Origin of the sequence: Paenibacillus sp. RC21 (assembly GCF_044907935.1) — a bacterium.
In the GTDB taxonomy this organism is placed as follows: Bacteria; Bacillota; Bacilli; order Paenibacillales; family Paenibacillaceae; genus Paenibacillus; species Paenibacillus terrae_A.
This window is the reverse complement of sequence record NZ_JBIYCS010000010.1, coordinates 99098-118546: the sequence shown is the minus strand read 5'-3', so window position 1 is coordinate 118546 and position 19449 is coordinate 99098. Positions and strand designations below refer to the sequence as shown.

Annotated in this window: 18 protein-coding genes; 6 read left to right on the top strand and 12 right to left on the bottom strand. The window is 48.6% G+C overall.

Features of this window, described 5'->3' with window-relative positions; all coding sequences use genetic code 11:
• The first annotated feature begins 12 nt into the window (after positions 1–12).
• The 3 genes from ABIA61_RS23925 (at position 13) to ABIA61_RS23915 (ending at position 2643) form a co-directional block, all read left to right on the top strand.
• The gene (locus ABIA61_RS23925; protein WP_137061572.1) at positions 13–1224 is read left to right on the top strand and encodes a Ger(x)C family spore germination protein; all 1212 of its coding nucleotides are present in this window, start codon (positions 13–15) and stop codon (positions 1222–1224) included.
• A 65-nt stretch (positions 1225–1289) separates the two neighbouring features.
• Complete coding sequence (locus ABIA61_RS23920) at positions 1290–1526, top strand: hypothetical protein (RefSeq protein ID WP_283654663.1); 237 nt, start codon at positions 1290–1292, stop codon at positions 1524–1526.
• Between the two features lie 19 nt (positions 1527–1545).
• Positions 1546–2643: a GerAB/ArcD/ProY family transporter gene (locus ABIA61_RS23915; protein WP_283654662.1), complete on the top strand. Its 1098-nt coding sequence runs from the start codon at positions 1546–1548 to the stop codon at positions 2641–2643.
• A gap of 107 nt (positions 2644–2750) precedes the next feature.
• On the opposite strand, the gene bcp is transcribed toward ABIA61_RS23915, so the two are convergent.
• From bcp to ABIA61_RS23895, 4 genes are read right to left on the bottom strand one after another with little or no spacing between them, the layout of a single operon-like run.
• A complete protein-coding gene (gene bcp / locus ABIA61_RS23910; RefSeq protein WP_283654661.1) occupies positions 2751–3227 on the bottom strand; it encodes a thioredoxin-dependent thiol peroxidase in 477 nt (158 codons plus the stop codon).
• 41 nt (positions 3228–3268) lie between these two features.
• Complete coding sequence (locus ABIA61_RS23905) at positions 3269–4057, bottom strand: ABC transporter permease (protein WP_283654660.1); 789 nt, start codon at positions 4055–4057, stop codon at positions 3269–3271.
• A gap of 4 nt (positions 4058–4061) precedes the next feature.
• Positions 4062–4856: an ABC transporter permease gene (locus ABIA61_RS23900; protein ID WP_283654659.1), complete on the bottom strand. Its 795-nt coding sequence runs from the start codon at positions 4854–4856 to the stop codon at positions 4062–4064.
• Positions 4849–5898, bottom strand: a complete 1050-nt coding sequence (locus ABIA61_RS23895; protein ID WP_283654658.1) for an ABC transporter ATP-binding protein — start codon at positions 5896–5898, stop codon at positions 4849–4851. Before ABIA61_RS23895 ends, ABIA61_RS23900 begins: the two co-directional genes overlap by 8 nt.
• A gap of 104 nt (positions 5899–6002) precedes the next feature.
• Here ABIA61_RS23895 and ABIA61_RS23890 point away from each other — a divergent pair, with 104 nt between their 5' ends.
• The 3 genes from ABIA61_RS23890 to ABIA61_RS23880 all read left to right on the top strand — a co-directional run bounded on the left by ABIA61_RS23890 (position 6003) and on the right by ABIA61_RS23880 (position 9734).
• Positions 6003–7124: an LCP family protein gene (locus ABIA61_RS23890; protein ID WP_283654657.1), complete on the top strand. Its 1122-nt coding sequence runs from the start codon at positions 6003–6005 to the stop codon at positions 7122–7124.
• A gap of 84 nt (positions 7125–7208) precedes the next feature.
• Positions 7209–8525 carry a glutamate-1-semialdehyde 2,1-aminomutase gene (locus tag ABIA61_RS23885; protein ID WP_283656190.1) on the top strand — a complete coding sequence of 439 codons (1317 nt, stop codon included), beginning with the start codon at positions 7209–7211 and terminating at the stop codon, positions 8523–8525.
• Between the two features lie 249 nt (positions 8526–8774).
• Complete coding sequence (locus ABIA61_RS23880; protein WP_283654656.1) at positions 8775–9734, top strand: DMT family transporter; 960 nt, start codon at positions 8775–8777, stop codon at positions 9732–9734.
• A 167-nt stretch (positions 9735–9901) separates the two neighbouring features.
• Here the strand turns inward: ABIA61_RS23880 and ABIA61_RS23875 are convergent, their stop codons facing one another.
• The 8 genes from ABIA61_RS23875 to ABIA61_RS23840 all read right to left on the bottom strand — a co-directional run bounded on the left by ABIA61_RS23875 (position 9902) and on the right by ABIA61_RS23840 (position 19414).
• Complete coding sequence (locus tag ABIA61_RS23875; protein ID WP_283654655.1) at positions 9902–10306, bottom strand: sensory rhodopsin transducer; 405 nt, start codon at positions 10304–10306, stop codon at positions 9902–9904.
• A 124-nt stretch (positions 10307–10430) separates the two neighbouring features.
• Positions 10431–11465 carry a glycoside hydrolase family 88/105 protein gene (locus tag ABIA61_RS23870; RefSeq protein ID WP_283656189.1) on the bottom strand — a complete coding sequence of 345 codons (1035 nt, stop codon included), beginning with the start codon at positions 11463–11465 and terminating at the stop codon, positions 10431–10433.
• A 73-nt stretch (positions 11466–11538) separates the two neighbouring features.
• The gene (locus tag ABIA61_RS23865) at positions 11539–12666 is read right to left on the bottom strand and encodes a rhamnogalacturonan acetylesterase (protein WP_283654654.1); all 1128 of its coding nucleotides are present in this window, start codon (positions 12664–12666) and stop codon (positions 11539–11541) included.
• Positions 12667–12702: 36 nt separating this feature from the next.
• Positions 12703–13542, bottom strand: a complete 840-nt coding sequence (locus ABIA61_RS23860; protein WP_044646097.1) for a carbohydrate ABC transporter permease — start codon at positions 13540–13542, stop codon at positions 12703–12705.
• Positions 13543–13547: 5 nt separating this feature from the next.
• Entirely contained in the window at positions 13548–14456 is a 909-nt protein-coding gene (locus tag ABIA61_RS23855; RefSeq protein WP_283654653.1) for a carbohydrate ABC transporter permease, read from the bottom strand.
• A 223-nt stretch (positions 14457–14679) separates the two neighbouring features.
• On the bottom strand, positions 14680–15972 hold the full coding sequence (locus ABIA61_RS23850; protein WP_404581345.1) for an ABC transporter substrate-binding protein: 1293 nt from the start codon (positions 15970–15972) through the stop codon (positions 14680–14682).
• Positions 15973–16146: 174 nt separating this feature from the next.
• Complete coding sequence (locus ABIA61_RS23845; protein WP_283654651.1) at positions 16147–17706, bottom strand: response regulator transcription factor; 1560 nt, start codon at positions 17704–17706, stop codon at positions 16147–16149.
• Positions 17684–19414 (bottom strand): sensor histidine kinase, encoded by a 1731-nt coding sequence (locus tag ABIA61_RS23840; protein ID WP_404581351.1) that lies wholly within the window; start codon positions 19412–19414, stop codon positions 17684–17686. The genes ABIA61_RS23845 and ABIA61_RS23840 overlap by 23 nt, the downstream gene beginning before the upstream one ends.
• Positions 19415–19449: the final 35 nt, after the last annotated feature.

Here is a 19449-nt window from a genome sequence, read left to right as displayed (position 1 = left end):
AAGTGACCATACATGAAAGGTGTAACCAGCATGATTCTCATACTCAGTCTACTTGCTTCCCTTCTGACCGGCTGCTGGGATCGCAAAGAGCTTAACGAGATCGGAATTACCGTAGGACTGGGTGTGGATAAGGACGGCGATCAAATTCGTGTGTCGGCACAGGTGGTTGTACCTTCGGAGGTGGCCTCCAAATCAAGATCCAGTAAAGGATCTCCTGCGGTAACTACCTATGTTGCAACAGCGCCTACTCTGTATGAGGCTATCCAAAAAATGACGGAAATCAGTCCGCGAATCATCTACTTATCTCATATCCGTATGCTGGTATTTGGCGAGGAATTCGCCAGACAGGGCATCGCCGATGTTGTGGAATCCCTGATGAGAGAGCCTTTTGCCAGAACTGACTTTTATATCTGTATTGCGAAAGGTACGTCTGCCTCCAAAATGCTTCAGGTAACTACGACATTGGAGAAAATTCCGGCGAACAAAATGTTTGCTTCCATGGATGTATTAACTAAAACCTGGGCTCCTGTCAGCAAAGTGACTATAGATCAGCTGATGGAGGATCTCGTCAGTTCCGAAATACATGCTGCTCTACCTGCCCTCGAAGCTAAAGGAGATTTACCCAAGAGTGTGGAGGAAGGTATGGACAATGTCAGAACGATTGAACCCATAGCAGATCTGGCTTTTTCCAGCTTAGGCGTATTTAAAAAAGACCGGTTGATCGGCTGGCTTGATGAAGACGATAGCAAAGGATACAACTATATCCGGGATAGCGTGGATACAACAACAGGACATACGGACTGCCCGGAAGGCGGTAAAATCGCTCTGCTGGCTTTGAGCAGTCACACGAAGACTAAAGTGTTAATGCACAATGGTGAGCCTATAATCCAGATATCCGTAGAGAACAAAAGTACGATTAGAGAGAATAGCTGTAAAAAAATGGAGATTAAAAGTCTGGAGGATATTAAAGAAATCGAGATGGAGAGTAATGCCAAATTGATCGAGATTATGAAGCATTCCGTAGAAACTGTACGTCGTAACTTCAAAGTAGACATTTTTGGGTTTGGGCAATTAATTCATCAAACCGACCCCAAGGCCTGGAAAGTACTGAAAAAAGATTGGGACCACACATTTATGAATTTACAGATTGAATATAAGGCGAATACGGAAATTAAGAAAATGGGAGCTATTTTCCAGTCCTTTCAAAAGAAAATGAAGGAGTAAGCCAAATAACGGTTCGAGGCTTCATAGCATCCCAAAACGAGTACGATTACGGAAGGAGTATCCCTATGAAGGCCCTCATTGCGGTTTTGTGCATTGCTCTACTGATTGCAATCAAGGACTTGCCCGGCTTATACCGCAAGCATCGCTTTAAGGACATGGTTGTATACATCGTGATGCTCGCATTCGGGGCGTGGTTCAGCACGATCGCTGCTCAGGCAAAGGAAACATCGAGCCCACTAATCTTGATTGAGATTATATATAAGCCGGTAAATAACCTGTTTTCACATCTATTCAATTTGTAAATAAAGGGGGCCGCCAGCGTTGGAAAAAGGCCGTATTAGTGTTGGGCAAGTAACGGTTCTCATTATTTTTTGCACAATGGGTGATATGATACTGATCATCCCCAGCATCTGCACCCATATCGCTAAACAGGATGCATGGATCAGTACCCTGCTGAGTATACCGGCAGGTATGGCGCTTGTATGGCTTTTGCTGCGTGTACATGAGCTGTATCCCAGCCTTACTTTGATTGAAGCTATAAGGAAAATTATAGGGAAATGGTTGGCTCCTGTCGTCTCGATATGGTATCTTTTCTATTTTTTGATGTCCGATGCCATATATATTAGGGAATTTGGTGACTTTTATACTACACAGACTTATGTGCTAACCCCGTTAAGGATATTAATGCTGCTGGCAATACTCATGCTGGTCTTCGCTTTTTTTACCGGAATTGAAGCCCTTGCCCGTGCCAGCGAGCTATGCTTGCCTTTCTTTGTAATCGTGACTATTACTGTAGTGGCTTGCCTTATTCCCGAGATTGATTTTTCTAAAGTAAAGCCAATTATGGAAAAGGGGGTTCTTCCTACTATTCATGGTACGCTTCTTGGGGTTAGTTATCCATTTGGAGAATTAGTCGTATTTCTCATGCTTTTTCCCTATGTGAAGCATTCAGCACATTTTAAAAGAAGCATCCTTTTAGGAAGCCTTATAGGCGGAATTCTGCTCAGTCTGTTTGTAATCATGTCTCTGTTTGTTCTCGGCCCTTTTCTAACTGAATCTAGCGTGTATCCTTCGTATATACTCACTGCCAAAATAAACGTGTTCAATTTTTTCCAACGTATGGAGGCCTTTATAGCAGCTATATGGGGATTATCGCTCTTTTTTAAGAGCTTCCTTTATTTTTACGCGTTCATATTGGGGACAGCACAGACATTTCGTCTAAAAGATTACCGCCCTCTCAGCATGCCTGCGGCAATGCTCATTTACGGCTTGAGCATGATGGTTGCACCCAATATCATCTACTATTTTGATACCCTTGTCCCCTTCTGGGTAGATTGGGATTTGACCAACTCGGTCATCATTCCCTTGAGCTTGTGGGGCATTTACACAATCAGGCAGAAAAGAAAACAATCACAATGAGGGTTATACAACATCCTGAGGTAAAAAAGTTGGAGATTACATAGCAAAAACACCCTCTGGGACTGAAATACAACCAGCGTCCCCAAGGGTGTAAGAATGTTTATGATTTACGCCTGCTCCCGAATGTACTCCAGCGCAGCATCGATATGCCCTTTGACTCTCAAACCACGCCATTCATGAATTAAAATACCGTTCTCATCGATAAGGAATGTGGAGCGAACGATGCCCATGTACTGCTTGCCGTACATCTGCTTTTGCTGCCACACGCCGTAAGCTTCCGCCACTTCATGCTCCTCATCCGCCAAAAGCTGAAAAGGCAGCCCATACTTTGCAATAAACTTGTCGTGTCGCTTGAGTGGATCTGGGCTTACTCCCAGAATAACGGTGTTCAAACCCTCGAACTCCCCGTGTTTATCCCGAAAATCACACGCCTGTGTCGAGCAACTGGAAGTCAAATCCTTCGGATAGAAATATAGTAAAACCCTTTTGCCTCTAAAATCAGACAACTTGACGTTTTTCCCTTCACTTCCCGACAATTCAAAGTCCGGCGCGGGTTGTCCAATAGCGGTAGAAGTCGTGGACATCTCATCATCTCCTATCTTGTGGGGTTCTCATGTGATCCGACCTAAGAACCTGCACCTCTGTAACGCCGAATGCCAAAATTCCATGCCAGTAAGCCCAAGGTTAGAAATACAGCTCCCATGACCGGAGTCAAAAGCGCCATATGCTGCATATCCTCCCGATGAAGGAACAGGGATGCCGGATATACGCCAACAAAAGCAAACGGCAGAATCCAGGTCAGCACGACTTGAATCGCACGGTTATAAATCGTCACCGGATAGCGTCCATAGCTCTGCATATTGTACATGAGTGGAATAATTCCTGTTGGCGCGTCCGAAAAGAACGAAATAGAAGTCAATATGGTATAGATTCCCGTATAAATCGCTACGGCACTTAGGCTCATGATGATTAGAGCCGGGATGAACCACCACGCCATATACAAGTCCATTTGCGCCCCGCTGATTCCCATAATAACCAGACCAATCGCCGATCCGACCAACGCGGGCGGGTCCACGTTTTCAAGGAAAATCTGGAACAGATTATGCGCAGGACGGGTCATAACCCGATCCAGCTCTCCTTTTACAATATAGCGCTCGCTAAAGTTCCACAAATTGACGAAGCAGCTGAATAGTCCATAAGGCACCATGAAAAAGCCATAGACGAATACGACTTCACTTTCGCTCCAGCCGCCCAAACTGTCGGTGTGCATAAAAATGACCAAAATAAAAATAAGATTGGAGGCCTGAAATAGCAGGTCCGAAACGACCTCCACCCAAAAATCAGCGCGGTAGGTTAGCCGCGATTTCATGTAATTCTTCAAATATTCGCTAATGAGTCCCAAATAGTACATCATCGGCCTACCCTCCTTGCACGAACAGACGTCTGCGCGCCAGTCGCCAAATGATGATCATCGGCACGAGCAGAACGACCAGCCAAATGATTTGGATCCCCAGCACATTCCAAATACCAACGCCTTTTACTCGTCCGGTAAATACGGAGCCGGGCAAATACGTAATCGCCTGAAATGGCAGCCACTGGGCGAAGGTCGCCAGCCAGCCCGGAAACAGGCTGATGGGCAGAATCAGGCCCGAGAACAGGTCCACTACCACCCGCTTCATTCGCATCATACCCTCGTTATTTTCAACAAAAAAGGCCGTCAGCCCCGTAATAATATTGATTTGGGTATTGATTAGAAAGCTGAAAAACAGCATCACAAGGAAACTGATCCATGCTACAGGGTCCGTCGGCAACGTCACTGGAAACAGCAGCATCGCAATCGCCATGCCCGGGATCATAAACAGCAGGAAACGGAACATCCCCTCGCCAAGCCCCTGCATGACTTTGACTAGCACATAGTTATACGGCCGGATCATCTGGATGGCAATGCTGCCATCACGAATCTCCGTCGAAATTTCACGGTCCAGATTGTTGAAATAAAAGGCCCTCGCCATCCACGATACCGCTACATAGGTCGTCATTTGGGCTGCGGTAAAGCCACCGATGCTGCCCGCATCTCCATAAATCGCTTTATACGTGAAATAATATACACCAATATTCATGGAATAAATTAATATGCCCGTATAATAGTTCACACGATAAGCGAGCATGGTGAGAAACCGGATACGAATAAAATCGGTATATACGCTAAGCATGGACTTTGGCCTCCACTGCCGGAAGCACGGGATTGCCCTTGCGTTCCGCCGAGCCGGATTGATAGATGCTACGCACAATATCATCGGTGTTCGTTTCAATGATTTTGATATCCGTAATGTCCGTACGCCCGACTACGCTGGCCAAGACATCCGATACGTTAATATGAAGCGGAATCCACACCTTGGCAGCCAAATCATTATCCGCCGTCCAAGCCAGCGGCATGTCCGCTGTCCACGCTTGTAATTGCTCAAGCCGGGTGGGCACGCCGAACTGAAACTGTACTTCCCGTCCTGTACCCCAACGTGCTTTCAAATCCTCCAGACCACCGTCATAGATGATGTTCCCGTCATCCAGCATTATGACGCGCGAGCACAGCGCTTCAATATCCTGCAAATCATGGGTCGTCAGCAAAATCGTCGTCCCGTAATCCCGGTTCATGTCCTTCAGGAACTCACGGATTTCAGACTTCACCATAATATCGAGTCCAATGGTCGGTTCATCCAGAAAAACGATGGACGGATTGTGCAGCAACGCGGCCACCAATTCACAGCGCATCCGCTGACCAAGACTAAGTTTGCGCACCGGACGGCTTAGCAGGTCCTGTAATTGGAGCCGCTCTACCAGCTCATCCAGCCTGCGTTTGAAGTCTATAGCCGGAACCTGATATACTTTGCGCAGCAGCTGAAAGGACTCAATCACGCCGATATCCCACCATAGCTGGCTGCGCTGTCCAAAAACAACGCCGATATTACTTACGAATTTCTCGCGTTCCTCGTAAGGAACATAGCCGCCCACTTTGAGATGTCCCGAGGTCGGCACGAGAATGCCAGTCAGCATCTTGATCGTGGTAGACTTTCCAGCTCCGTTTTCACCAATATAGCCACATATTTCTCCCTGAGGAATACCAAAGGAAATATCTTTGACCGCGGCCACCTCGTTGTATTCGCGGGCGAATAAATCAAGGAAGGCTCCTTTCAGGCCTTCGCGGTTTTTTTGCACTTTAAATGTTTTGCGCAGATCCTGCACATCAATTGCCAGCATGTCATACCTCACATTCAGGATTTTGAAAAATCCATAGTTAAATTGATTGTGCTCCAAAAAGAAATTATAATGTAATGAATTGAAAAGCGAAAGGGAGAGCATTCATGACAAGCAGAACCAAAAGGACGATATGGTCGGTTCTAGCCGTGATTATCGTCGCGATTGTCGGCTTTGCCGTGTATTATTTTTCATCCATTTATAATCAACTGGACAATCTGCATAAAGAGGGTGCAAACTCCCCATTCAAAAATGTAAAGCAGGTCGATCAGGTGCGCACACCAGACCCGCCCAAGTGGGAAGGTACGGATCCGGTCAACATTTTGCTGATGGGTGTCGATGGTCGTGGTATCCAAAAAGGGGAAGTCCCCCGTTCGGACAGCATGATGGTCGTATCGCTGGACCCCGTCAAGAAAAAGATTCACCTCTTCTCTATTTTGCGTGATACGTACGTGGATATTCCCGGCTACAATAAAAATCGGATTAACACCGCCATTACTCACGGCCCCAACACGGCCATGAAGGCGGCTGGTGACCTGCTGGGCATTCCGGTGCAATACTATGTGTATACCGATTTTCAAGGATTTATAAAGCTGGTGGACGCCGTGGGCGGCATTGATCTTGAAGTGGAGAAGGATATGCACTATACAAGCAATGCGGATAAGCATGAATACGATATTGACTTGAAAAAGGGCATGCAGCATCTGGGCGGCAAAGAGGCGCTTCAATACGTGCGGTTTCGCCACGACGCCATGTCGGACTTCTCCCGGTCGGGACGTCAGCGTGCATTTTTGGAGGCTATAGCACAGAAAATGCAGAGCACGACCTCCATTGCCAATTTGCCGAGCATTTTGCAGCAGGTAAACCCGTTTATTGATACGAATCTTAGTGTCAACGATATGTGGAGGCTGGCAAACGTCGGCTACCAAAGCAACTTTGCTGGCAGCGAGCAGGTTCCGCCGATGAAGCTGCTCGGGGAAGAAAATGTAGGCGGCGCGCAGGTTCTTACCGTCCGCGATCCGGAAGAATTGAAAAAGTACGTGCAGGATATATTCAACAATCCTCCTGTACAGACACAGGAACAAAATAAGGATAAAAACAAAACAAAGCAACCGGACAGTGCATCATCGTCCAAGACAGATAAGGCTTCTTTCACGGGTGGCAGCAAAACCAGCAGTGATGCTGCTGCCACACAATCGTCAACAAAGACAGGACAAAAAGAGCTATAATGATGTATGCAGGGGGCAGCCATGAACGCTGCCCTTTGGCGTGTGTATATCCTATTTTAATGAACGGAAAGGAAGTTTTGGATGATGAAACGGGAAACCTCCGAAGCATTATATAAAGAAGCACTGGAGCATATTGTTGGGGGAGTAAACAGTCCTTCACGCTCTTTCAAGGCTGTGGGCGGCGGTGCTCCGGTATTTATGAAACGCGCCAAAGGTGCTCATTTCTGGGACGAGGATGATAATCGGTACATTGATTATTTAGCGGCTTACGGCCCTATTATTACTGGACATGCCCACCCTCATATTACCAAGGCCATTAGTGAGGCGGCGGCGAACGGGGTATTGTACGGAACCTCAACGGTATTGGAAATCAAGCTCGCCAAGATGCTAAAGGAAGCCATTCCTTCCATGGACAAGGTCCGGTTTGTGAATTCCGGCACAGAAGCGGTCATGACGACGATCCGTGTTGCACGGGCCTATACGAAGCGAAACAAGATCATCAAATTTGCAGGCTGCTACCACGGTCACTCGGATCTGGTACTCGTAGCCGCAGGCTCTGGCCCGTCCACGCTGGGCATACCGGACAGCGCAGGAATTACGACCAACATTGCGAGCGAGGTGATTACCGTGCCTTTCAATGATCTGGACGCGTTGCGCCAAGCCTTGGAGCGTTGGAGCGACGATGTGGCAGCAGTCATGGTCGAGCCGATTGTCGGCAATTTCGGCATGGTAATGCCGCAGCCCGGTTTTCTGGAAGGGCTATGCTCAATGGCACGGGCGAACGGTTCACTCGTTATCTATGACGAGGTCATTACTGCGTTCCGCTTCCACTACGGCTCCACCCAAACGTACGCCGGGTTGGACAATCATGATGCGATTCAGCCGGATTTGACCGCGCTGGGTAAAATCATGGGCGGGGGCCTGCCGATCGGTGCCTACGGTGGCAGCAAGCATGTGATGGAGCAGGTTGCTCCACTCGGCCCGGCTTATCAGGCGGGCACCATGGCGGGCAACCCGGCTTCCATCTCGTCAGGCATTGCATGCCTTGAAGTCCTTCAAGGCGAAGGCGTGTATGAAGAGATGGAACGTCTCGCTGTGAGACTGACGGATGGTATCGCTTCCTCAGCCGCACGCCATGACGTGCCGTTGACGATTAACCGCATCCGTGGAGCATTCTCGACGCATTTCTGTGATCATCCGATCACGAACTACGATGAGGCGCAGGATACAGACGGCGAAGCGTTCGCTTCCTTCTTCCGTCATATGCTGGATCGCGGTATTCATCTGGCCCCATCGAAGTATGAAGCATGGTTCCTCACAACGGCACACACAGATGAAGACGTGGATGCTACGCTGGAAGCGGCGGACGATTCTTTCCGTGCGATGGCGCAGGGCAAGTAAGCAGATCGGTACGACATGATGGAATCTTGATAGGATAAGGGCCGGAAGCAGCTTTAAGGACTGGGATATCCCACCTTTGAGACTGCCTTCCGGCTTTTTTAATTTGCCAACTGTACCCGTACAGTTGTACGTTTTATGGATTGTATTAAATGACACCATCCGGGTATATTGGGAGGAGCAACATGTTGAAATCATTCAGCGCAGGCTAATTAAAAAAAATGCCTGAGCCATTCATTACGGAGGTTTATCATGCACAGTCGTTCCAAAACTGGAGCCGCCTATTTGGCTGCTCTCAGCTATGCCGCTATACTCGGTTTTTCATTTTTGTTTGTGAAGCTGACGGTCACGGAAGCCAGCCCGCTGGATGTAATCGCCCACCGCTTTGCTTTGTCTTTTATCGCTTTGACGGTTCCGGTAGTGTTGGGCTGGATCAAGATTAATATCACGCGGCGCGATATCCTGCGTATTTTACCGCTGGCGCTGCTCTCGCCTTTAGTGTATTTTCCACTGCAAGCCTTCGGACTGATGAGCACCTCTTCATCGGAAGGCGGCATTATTCAGGCAACCGTTCCCATCTTCACGCTGCTGCTGGCGTCCTATTTTATTAAAGAGCGGACTACGGTTGTCCAAAAGCTTTCCTTGCTGCTCTCTGTAGCAGGCGTTATTTTTATATTCGTGATGAAAAGCGGAGCGCCCATGGCCTCCAATAGCTTTGGTGGCATTCTTTTGCTCGTGCTCTCTGCTGTTTGCCTATCCGGCTATAACGTGCTGGCTCGTCCATTAACACAAAAATACAGTCCGATGGAGTTGACCTATGTTACTTCCATTTTGGGATGTTTCGTTTTTAACTTGGTGGCCCTGGGATATCATGCCATAGACGGCTCTATGAGCACTTATATCGCTCCCCTAGTAAAGCCTGATTACTGGCTGGCACTGGCTTATCTGAGCATTCTGTCTACCCTCGTCACCTCGCTGTTATCAAGCTTTGCCTTGAAGTGGATCGAAGCCTCGAAAATGAGTGTTATCGGTAATTTATCTACTCTCATTTCCATGATAGCAGGTGCTTATATTTTGAAGGAGCAGCTCGCATACTATCATATTGTCGGGGCAGTTATTATCATTATCGGGGTATTGGGCACCAATTTTGGAGGTCGGAGAAGCTTCGAGCCGCGAAAAGCGTCTGCTACAAAACCACTAAAAGTGGACTGAAAATGGATGTATATTTCACTTGTGGAATCTGTATAATTTTGATCGTTGACGCTTCTCTTGAACGATTTTGTCCTCGCAAAAAAGATATCCCCAGGCTGTCGTTTACTCCGGCTCGGGGATATCTTTTTTAGTTTATCTATTTCATTAGAATGATTCAAACCCATATTTCAGCCTTCAACCGGGTACGCCATGACACTCATTAGCGCCAGTTCCGGCTGTGTCGTGTCTAGTCTGCTATATTGTACAATCACCGGTACGTCGCTGGTGACCGTAATCGCATAGGGAATGCCTGCCGGAATCCGTTCGCCATCCCTCTCCAGCGAGGCCGTGCGGATATGGCGGGTTCGTCTGCCTTCTATCACCTCGACCAATCCTTCCAGCGGCTCACGGTCTTCAAAATAGATATCTATACTCAGCTTGGCCGCTAGAGTTCCACAGTTCAGCACACATATACTCTCATGACTAAGCAGCTCTCCCCGGCTTTTGGGTGGAATATATCCATCGGGAATCACCCAGAATAAGCTGCCCCGCGGCTGGTTTACTTTTTCCTGAGGAAGCTCAGTATTTCCCATGCTATCCGACTCCTTTCACATAAAATACTTGCGCATCCCTATGCTGTCCTCAAAAATAAATCGCTGGCAGTGAATCTGTCACAGTGTTTGATCCTGACGAGTCAGCCGCAAGCAACCTATCTTTCTACGCGAATGGATTCTCCTTGGTACGCAGCAGTTGAGCCAGAAAGGCGAGCGCCAGTCCCTGTCCCCAGCCCTGAATACGTTTGTATGGTACGTTGCGGTAGCCATCAATATCGTTCATTACGGCGGTTCCAGCGGATACACCCGTCACAGTGCCATCCTCCTTGATTCGGGAAAGGATACCGTCGATTGCCTTTTGCGTGTATTTGTTGAACAGTCGCCCCTGCATAAGCAAAGCCGTCGCAATGCCTGCAGAGCCTGAGGTTTCCAGATAGGAGGTTTCATCATTCAACACCGTATGCCACAGCCCTTCCGAGGATTGCAGCCGCACCAGCGCACTGAGCTGGTCACGCAGCGAACCGTCGATGATCATGTAGGATGGATGCTGCACCTCCACGAATTTCAGCGCTTTTGCCATTGTGAGTGCAGCCCACGAATTTCCCCGCGCCCAGTAAATACCTGACATCCGGCTTTGGTTCGCATGATCCCAGCCGTGATAATACAAATTCGTATCCGGGTCCTGCAAAAATTCCTCATGCCCGTGATATTGCCGGATACCATCCTCCCAATATTCTTTGTTACCCAGCAGATGACCGATGCGCAGCAAATAATAGCCTGCCATAAACATCGTATCCACCCACGCTTGCTGCGGAAATACGTCATGAAGTGAATTCACCGTATGCTGGAAAATGCCGTCGGCGAACCGCTCGGCTTTCTTCGCCAGAAATTCCGCCATTTCGGTGGCGATATCAAGGTACTTTTGCTCTCCTGTAGCCTGATACAGCGTCAGCAAGCAGTGTCCCACAGACACACCGTTCACCGAGAGCGGTGGAAGTCCATCTGCAATATTTTCATCGACCCATTCCTTTAATTTGGTCAAATACTCCTCGTTCCCTGTTGCTTCATAGGCTTCACACACACCGTAAAAAGCCACACCACCCGGCCAATCCCAGCTATAGTCCATTTGAAATGTGCGTTCTACCACCCGGTCGATCACCTGTTTAATTTGTTCCTCATCAAAAATCAATGCAGGCATTTCCTCGTCTCCCCCTTTGGTAATTTTCACGTTAACTTCCTCCTTGACACCTGTTCGAGAAAAACCCGTCCGTCTAACGTAAATACATGCGTAAGGGCTGTAAATCCAGCCCCTTCACAGCATCCGCCACCATATCTGCAATACAGACCGCGCCGTTCTCATGAAAATGTGTATTATCCTCCAAGCCACTGGAAAAGTTCATGTATTCACCAGGCAGCAGCCACATAAAAAGCTCTTTGCTTTCCTCAGGACCCAACCGCTCATATAACTCCTGCGTGCAGGCAGCCAAGTCAATCAGCGACACATCTGCTTCTTCCGCCAGCTCGCGAACCGCTGTCACATAGTCTCCATGCGTGTCGGATAACGTACCATCCCCGTTAAAATAGCAACGATGCACAGGCGTAACCAGCACTGGAGTAGCCCCACGGCTTCTGGCTCCGTCGATATAGAGGCGCAGGTGCTCCTTGTAGGTCGTAAAAGGATCAGTAGCCCGTTCCGGGTCCGACTTCTGATCATTATGGCCGAACTGGATGAACAGGAAGTCTCCTGCTTTCATTTCAGTCAAAATAACGTCCAGCCGTCCTTCGTCCACGAAGCTTTTGGAGCTTCTTCCCGATACGGCGTGATTATCCACGCAGACATCATGCTTGAACAGGGCTGGCAAAGCCTGGCCCCAGCCTGTATACGGATAGCCGGACGCGTCCTGATCCGTAACCGTGGAATCTCCGGCAAGGAACAGCCGGAGGGTCTGTGGCGCTGGCGCAATCTCCAGCGCATTGAGCCGCGGCGCGGTGCCAGATACGGCGAGGCGCAGCTTGCCGCCCCTGACGAGCACCGCAAACCGGGCCTCTGTGAACTGGCCCGGCAGCGTGTGTAATGGGGGCAGCACATGCTTGCCCTCGCCGGCTTTGAGCCGCGTGAGCGTCTCCGCGAGCGGATCGCCGAGCAGCACGGTGACGAGATACATCCCGTCCTCCGATACATCAGCGACAAACGCAGTCCCCAGCGGGATGCAAAAGCGGCTTCGCAGCCGTGCGAGCGTATCCTTGGGTGCGGTTACGCCGGATAATCGCCTTTCCCGACCATACACATGATCCACGTCCTCAAACCCGTAGCCCTGCTCAGCAGTATACGAGCAATCCGGGGGTACTCCTGTGTAGCCATCCGCAGGCTCGCCCGGACCAAAATCAAACTTCCACATTCCACTCACCTCTCCGCTATAACCCTTAACCCCACTTTATCCCTTCAAGCCGCTTGAGCTCATTCCTTGGACAATTTGCTTCTGGAAGGCGAAGAATACAGCGATAACCGGAACCAGGCTCAAAATGGACATCGCGAACATCCCACCCCAGTTGGAAGCCGATTCGCTATCAAGGAACATTTTAAGTGCCATAGATACGGTATATTTCTCCGGCGAATTCAGATACAGTACCGGACCCAGAAGATCCTCCCACTTCCAGTAGAAAGAGAAGATGGCCGCCGTAGCCAGCGAGGATTTGAGCAATGGCAAAATAATTCGGAAATACAGCCGGAATTTACCGCATCCGTCAATCGTCGCTGCTTCATCCAGCTCTATCGGAATCGTTCGGATAAACTGGACCATCAGGAAGATGAAGAACGGCATCCCGAAAAACGATGGCACGACCAGTGGCAAAATCGTATTGACCCAGCCGAGCTTGGTGAAAATAATGTATTGCGGTACCAGTACCACATCCCCTGGCAGCATAAGCGTCATCATCATCAGGGCAAACCAAAAGTTACGCCCCTTGAATTTCATACGTGCGAAGCCAAATGCGATTAATGAGGAGGAGAGCACCGCTCCTATCGTTGCAATCAAGACAATCGTGAACGAATTCAAGATGTACGTACCGAAGTTGTATCCACTTGTGCCCTTCCAGCCTGTCACATAGTTTTGCCAAATCCATTCTGTAGGGAACAAGGAACCTGCCGTGACGAATATCGTCCGACTCTCCTTGAACGAGCTGAACAGCATCCAGAATACGGGATACAGCATCAAGAGCGCCAGCGCAGCGACCAGAATGTGATAGATTGGCCATTTGAACGTTTTCCATGCCATCGGTATCAGCGCCCCTTTTCCGTTTCATAGAATACCCAGTATTTGGAGGTTATAAATAAAATTGCTGTCAGTATCGCGATCATAATGAGCATGACCCAAGCCATAGCCGCCGCATATCCCATGTTGCTAAACATAAACGCCTGTCGGAACAAATACAGCGAATGCAACATCGTTCCATCCATCGGACCGCCCTCGCCCTTGGAAATAACGTAGGCCGGAACAAAGGTCATAAAGGCGCTGATCGTCTGCATAATCAGGTTAAATAAAATAATCGGACTGAGCAGAGGCAGCGTAATACTGAAGAATTTTCGCACTGGCGAAGCGCCGTCCACGCTGGACGCCTCGTACATTTCAACCGAGATATTCTTCAAGCCGGCCAGAAAAATAAGCATGGAGGAGCCGAATTGCCATACGGACAAGGTGATCAGCATCGCAAGCGAAGCATTCGGATCACCAAACCATTTCACCGGAGTTGCCCCCAAGGCCAAAAGCAAGCTGTTTACAATGCCTTCATTGCTGAAAATGTTGCGCCACATGATGGACACCGCAACGCTGCCCCCGATAATGGACGGCAGATAGTACATTGTCCGATAGGTCCCGACCATACGCGATTTGGTATTCAAAATCATAGCCACAAACAGTGCGAAAATCAGTCGTAGCGGAACACCGACCAATACATACGTAAACGTAACCCTAATCGAATTCCAATATTTCGGGTCGGCTGTGAACATTTTTTCAAAGTTCCCCAGACCAATCCATTTGGGCGGGGTGAACAGGTTGTAGGATGTAAAGGACAGATACAACGAAATAAACATCGGAATTAATGTAAATGCCAGAAAGCCCACAATAAACGGGCTGATAAACGCATATCCGGTCATATTGGCTCTCAAGCTCTGATGATTTCGCAAGCTCATCAAGCCTCCCTTCTGTTGCATTTTGTTGATTAGCCAAACTTTTTATATTCATAATTCGTTGTTACATGTATTTCATCATGATATATAGAAGCAGCTTCTGCGGTTTGTTCGTCGTATTAACCGTGCGCAATCATGCTATCACTACGCACGGTTAACTTAACGAAACCGACCTTCGCCCCTATGTCAAAACGGTGTCAGACGCCTAAGGAATCCATTACGCTAATTACTGCTTGTTATTCGCAAGGATGGTATTCGCATCAGCCCGGAATTTAACCGCTGCATCCTCTGCCGTCATCTGCCCGAAATTGACCTGCTCAATATAATCGGTCAGGGTCGCAATCACTTCCGGTGATCCAACGGGCGGCGGTGGACTCATTGGAGAAGCCTTCGGCTCCATGGAAGCCACAAAATCAAACACCTGCTTCGTTGGCTCGCTCAGCTCTGCCGCTACAGCTTCCTTGATTTTGGCGGAAATCGGTACGCCCCGCTCACCTTTAATCAATTTATTCGCTTCTACATCATTCATCCAGAAATCAATAAACTTAGCGGCTTCATCCTTCACCTGTGAATGGGAAGCGACCGCCCAGTACATCGTAGGCTGCATGTATATACCTTTTTCCATATTCGGTCCAAACATTGGAGCCAACGCCATCGGGCGGTTAACAACCTGCTGTAAGCCTACATACTGATTGGACCATTGCCAAACGCCGATGCCCTTTTCTTTTACAATATCGGATTCTTCAATAATCCCCTTGGTCTGGTTCATGACTTCAGGAGACGGGGTTGCCTCCTTCTTAATCAGATCAGCCATACTGCTGAAGAAATCGACAAACAGCTTATCGTCGTCATACCCCAATCCTGTTCCTTCCGCATTGTAGAGAGACTTTCCATGTGTACGCAAATAGTAGTGGAAGAAAATATCGGCAACCATGGAGCTGTCAAAGTGTACTTTATTGGATGCTGCCTTCAAAGCCAGTTCTTTGTATTGATCCCATGTCCAGTTGTCAGGAATTTTGTCTATACCCGCCTTTTTGAGCAACGCCGGATCATACTGGAAGCCCAGCACATTGACACCTGTTGGAATACCATATTGCTTTCCGGCAATTACGCCGGTTTTGAGTACATTTTCGGTCACATCAGCAACCTGAATTTTTTGATTCAAGTAAGGCGCTAGATCCTCCAGTTGACCGTTTTTCGCATATTGGCTAATGTACGAAATGTCCATTTGTACGATATCCGGCAGCTGGTTTGCCGCAGCCTGCGGGGCGAGCTTTTTCCAATAGTCATCAAAAGAGGCATATTCCACATCAATCGTCACATTCGGATTTTTCTGCTTATACAGGTCAACGACCTTCTGCGTATATTCATGACGCGTATCCGATCCCCACCAAGCGATCCGCAACTTTACCTTCCCGTCTGTACTTGTGCCCGAATTGCCACCGCTGTTCGCTCCGCTGCATGCCGTCGTCAGCACGAGCAGCATAGCCATGACCAGAAACCATCCCTTTTTGCCCACTTATCTCTCCCCTTTTCGCTGTTCTAGAAAGGAGCCGTGTTACAAGTGACAACGTATTTACGCAAAATTGATAGCGTTTACATTTGCTCCTGTTGTTATTTTCCCAAAAGCAGAGAAGCATTGGAATACACAAATCAGATTTCCTGGGTTTAAAAAACAGAGGGGCTCCAGCGCTCATCCCCGTTCGTGTGACTTGATGTACTCTGATGGCGTCATACCCGCCCATTTTTTGAACACCTGGCTAAAATATTGGGCGTTCCCTCCGAAGCCGAACCATTCCGCCAGCTCAAACACCTTTACATCTCCCGTCTCCCGAATATGCTCAGCCGCACGTTCGATCCGATAGCGATTAACGTAATGTGAAAAGTTTTCACCCGTTACCTTTTTGAAAATTTTCCCCAGGTAGTCGGAATTCATGTACAGCATTTGCCCGGCCACTGCGTTCAGGGACAAATCGGATTTTCGATAGTTTTGCTCAATAATGGTGATCATTTTATCAACCGTAGAGGATTGACGGCTCACATTGCTCTTATAGTAGATTGCCGTCATTCGTCCGGCGGCCTCCTGCACAAAGGATTTGAGACAAGCAAGCGTTTTTTGCTCTGCCAGCACGGCCATTCGGCTCGTAAACTCGGAGCGCTCCTCTTCAGGGCATATACGGATCATGGCGGCATACAGCTGAAGCACATAGGAACGGGTCACCGAAATTTCCAGCTTCATACGGGACAGAATGCCAAACAGTCGATCCACTTCCTGTACAACCTCCTCCGTATTTCCAGCCTTGATCAGCAGACCAAACTTTTCCTCGTCCAGCTCCAAATCGGCCATCTCCCGTGGGTCCTCGGTCGCCAAATCTTCCTTCGTAATCAGACTGCCCTCCCCGGTATAGAAACGGTGATTCATACAATGCAGTGTCTCCCGGTACATCCCCCTCGAGTGCTCCATACTGTCAGACTCGCTAACCGCAACCGTTACCTCCAGCTTGTAAAAACGGCGAAACGTTGCACGTACCGCGTCAAGCTGCTCCATCAGCCTGGACGTATCGCCCCCGCTTTCCAGCACGATGAGCAGTTGGCCTTGCATGGTCGTTCCAAGCAGGACATCATCCATTAAATCCGCTGCAATATTTTGCAGCGCAAACAGATGCTCCGGCTCATGGGATTCCTCGACTCGCAGCAGTAGCATTCGAACCTGCTTATCTTGCAGCTCCAGACCGAATAACCGCTCATAAAAAGCGATATCCCGACTGCCGTAAGTTTTATAGGAAATAAACTCCTTCAAAAAATGCTCCTTCACATGCGGCAGCATACGCTGAAAATCAAGCTTCATCCGGTTCACAAACTGCTTGCGTTCCTCCTGTTCCTCCCGCTCCTGCCCCAACTCGGTCAACGCCTCATGGATTTGTCGCTCATTGCAGGGCTTTAATAAATAGTGCTTCACCCCGTATTGCATGGCCCGACAAGCATAGTCGAAATCTTTATAGCCGGACAACAGAATGAAACGAACATCCGGAAAATGCTCCGTCGTTTTGGCAACCAGGCCGATGCCATCCAATCCAGGCATAGAGATGTCGCTGATCACAAAATCAGGCGGACTGGCCTGAATCTGATCGTAGGCCTCAATCCCATTGCGTGCTGTACCCACCAGCTTTGTCCCTGCTTTGCTCCAATCTACCACCTGTGATATTCCTTCCAAAATCATACGCTCATCATCAACCAGCAGCACCTTGTACATGACCCTGTTCCCCTTTCACATATGGAATACAGACATGAATCGACGTTCCTGTTCCTGACTCACTGTGCAGTTCTATCCCCCATGGAGTACCAAATGTCAGGCTAATCCGTTCCTGAATATTGGTAAGGCCGATGCCCTGTCCACGGGTCGTGACCTGCGCGCTTCGCAGTTTTTCCAGAAAATCCTGCGTCATGCCCGGCCCGTCATCCTCCACCCGCAGGAAAAGCGCACCTTCCCTCACCCTGACAACAATAGAAATCCGACATGGCTCAATTTGCGGCTCCAGCGCATAATGAATTGCATTCTCCACCAAGGGCTGAAGCGTCAGCTTCGGAATCTGCGCATCCATCAGCTCCTCTGGCACATCCAGATGGAAAATAAGACGTTCATCGAAGCGTGTTTTTTGGATCGTTACATAACTTCGCACAATGTCCAACTCTTTCCGAAGTGGAATGAGCTGTTCCTCAAAACTGACCGCACTGCGCAACAGAAATGCAAGCGCCTCTACCATTTCTGAGATACGGTCCTGCTTATTCGCCTTGGCGAGCCAGTTCACAGACTCCAGCGTGTTATACAAAAAATGTGGATTAATTTGAGCCTGAAGCGCCTTTAATTCCGTCTCCCGTAGCAATAGCTGCTTCGCAACATTCTCATTAATCAGCTCACGGATACGGCGGATCATCTTCTTATAAGTCCGGTGCAGCAAGCCCACCTCATCCTGTGTGGAAAGCGGAACTGCGCCGAGTGCTTCCTCCTCCAGACGGTCGAGATCTCCTTTTTCAATTTTACGCATGTTCTGGATTAGTTGAACGATCGGCTTTGTAATACTGCCAGATAATCGGGCTCCCAGTGCCAATGCGATCAGAAGCATAATGACAAAAATAGCGCTTACAATTTCCTTGATTATAGTAATACTGCGAAACATATCATCAAAGGGGGTCATATGCAAATATGTCCAGCCCGTATAAGAGGATTTGATCTGGGCTGCGAAAAAGGTCCCGCCTGTGTAGGTCGCAATTCCGTAAGGCTGCTTCCGCGCAAGCTCGGCCTGCATATCACTCTCACTCAAAGGCGGTGTTTCGGGATAAATCATCTGCTTGCCATCTGTAATCATCAGTTGTCCGTCACGACCGGAGGTCTGCACACGATCCGCTACAATTCGGTCAATCCGCACACGAATCGCGAGCGTTCCGAGCCCATTTAACGTAAAATTGGTATCTGTAAAGGATTTGAATTGCCGCGCTGCCAGTAAGGAGGAGTGACCTGCCGCGTACCATGCGTTGGAACCGTCATATTCGGCTGCCAGCTCCGACAGGGTGGATCGAAGCTCTGAGGGAATACCCTCACGGTTGCCCGCACTCATGACCTGCCCCTCTTTGTCGATCACCATCATAGAATAGATATAGGTTTCAGAGCCTGCGAAGGCGACAAGCCTATTCGTTATTTTTTTACGCAGCACCATTTTGGTATACGGCGAGGTTTCTCTTTCCAATTGTAGCAAATAACGCTGAAGCTGTTCGTCTGTTGTCACCTTGAAAGTAACTTTTTCAACATCCTTCAGCTCATTTTCAATGCCGATTGAAGAAATGTTGAGTACTTCGGATGTCTTTTTATACATTTGATTATCATAAATATGAAATACGTATTTAAGTATGACTGCAACAACCGCAAAATTAACCAGCATGAGCACCGTAATCAGCAGTACCATTTTATGATGGATTCCGGCATTTTTGAAAGCGCTTT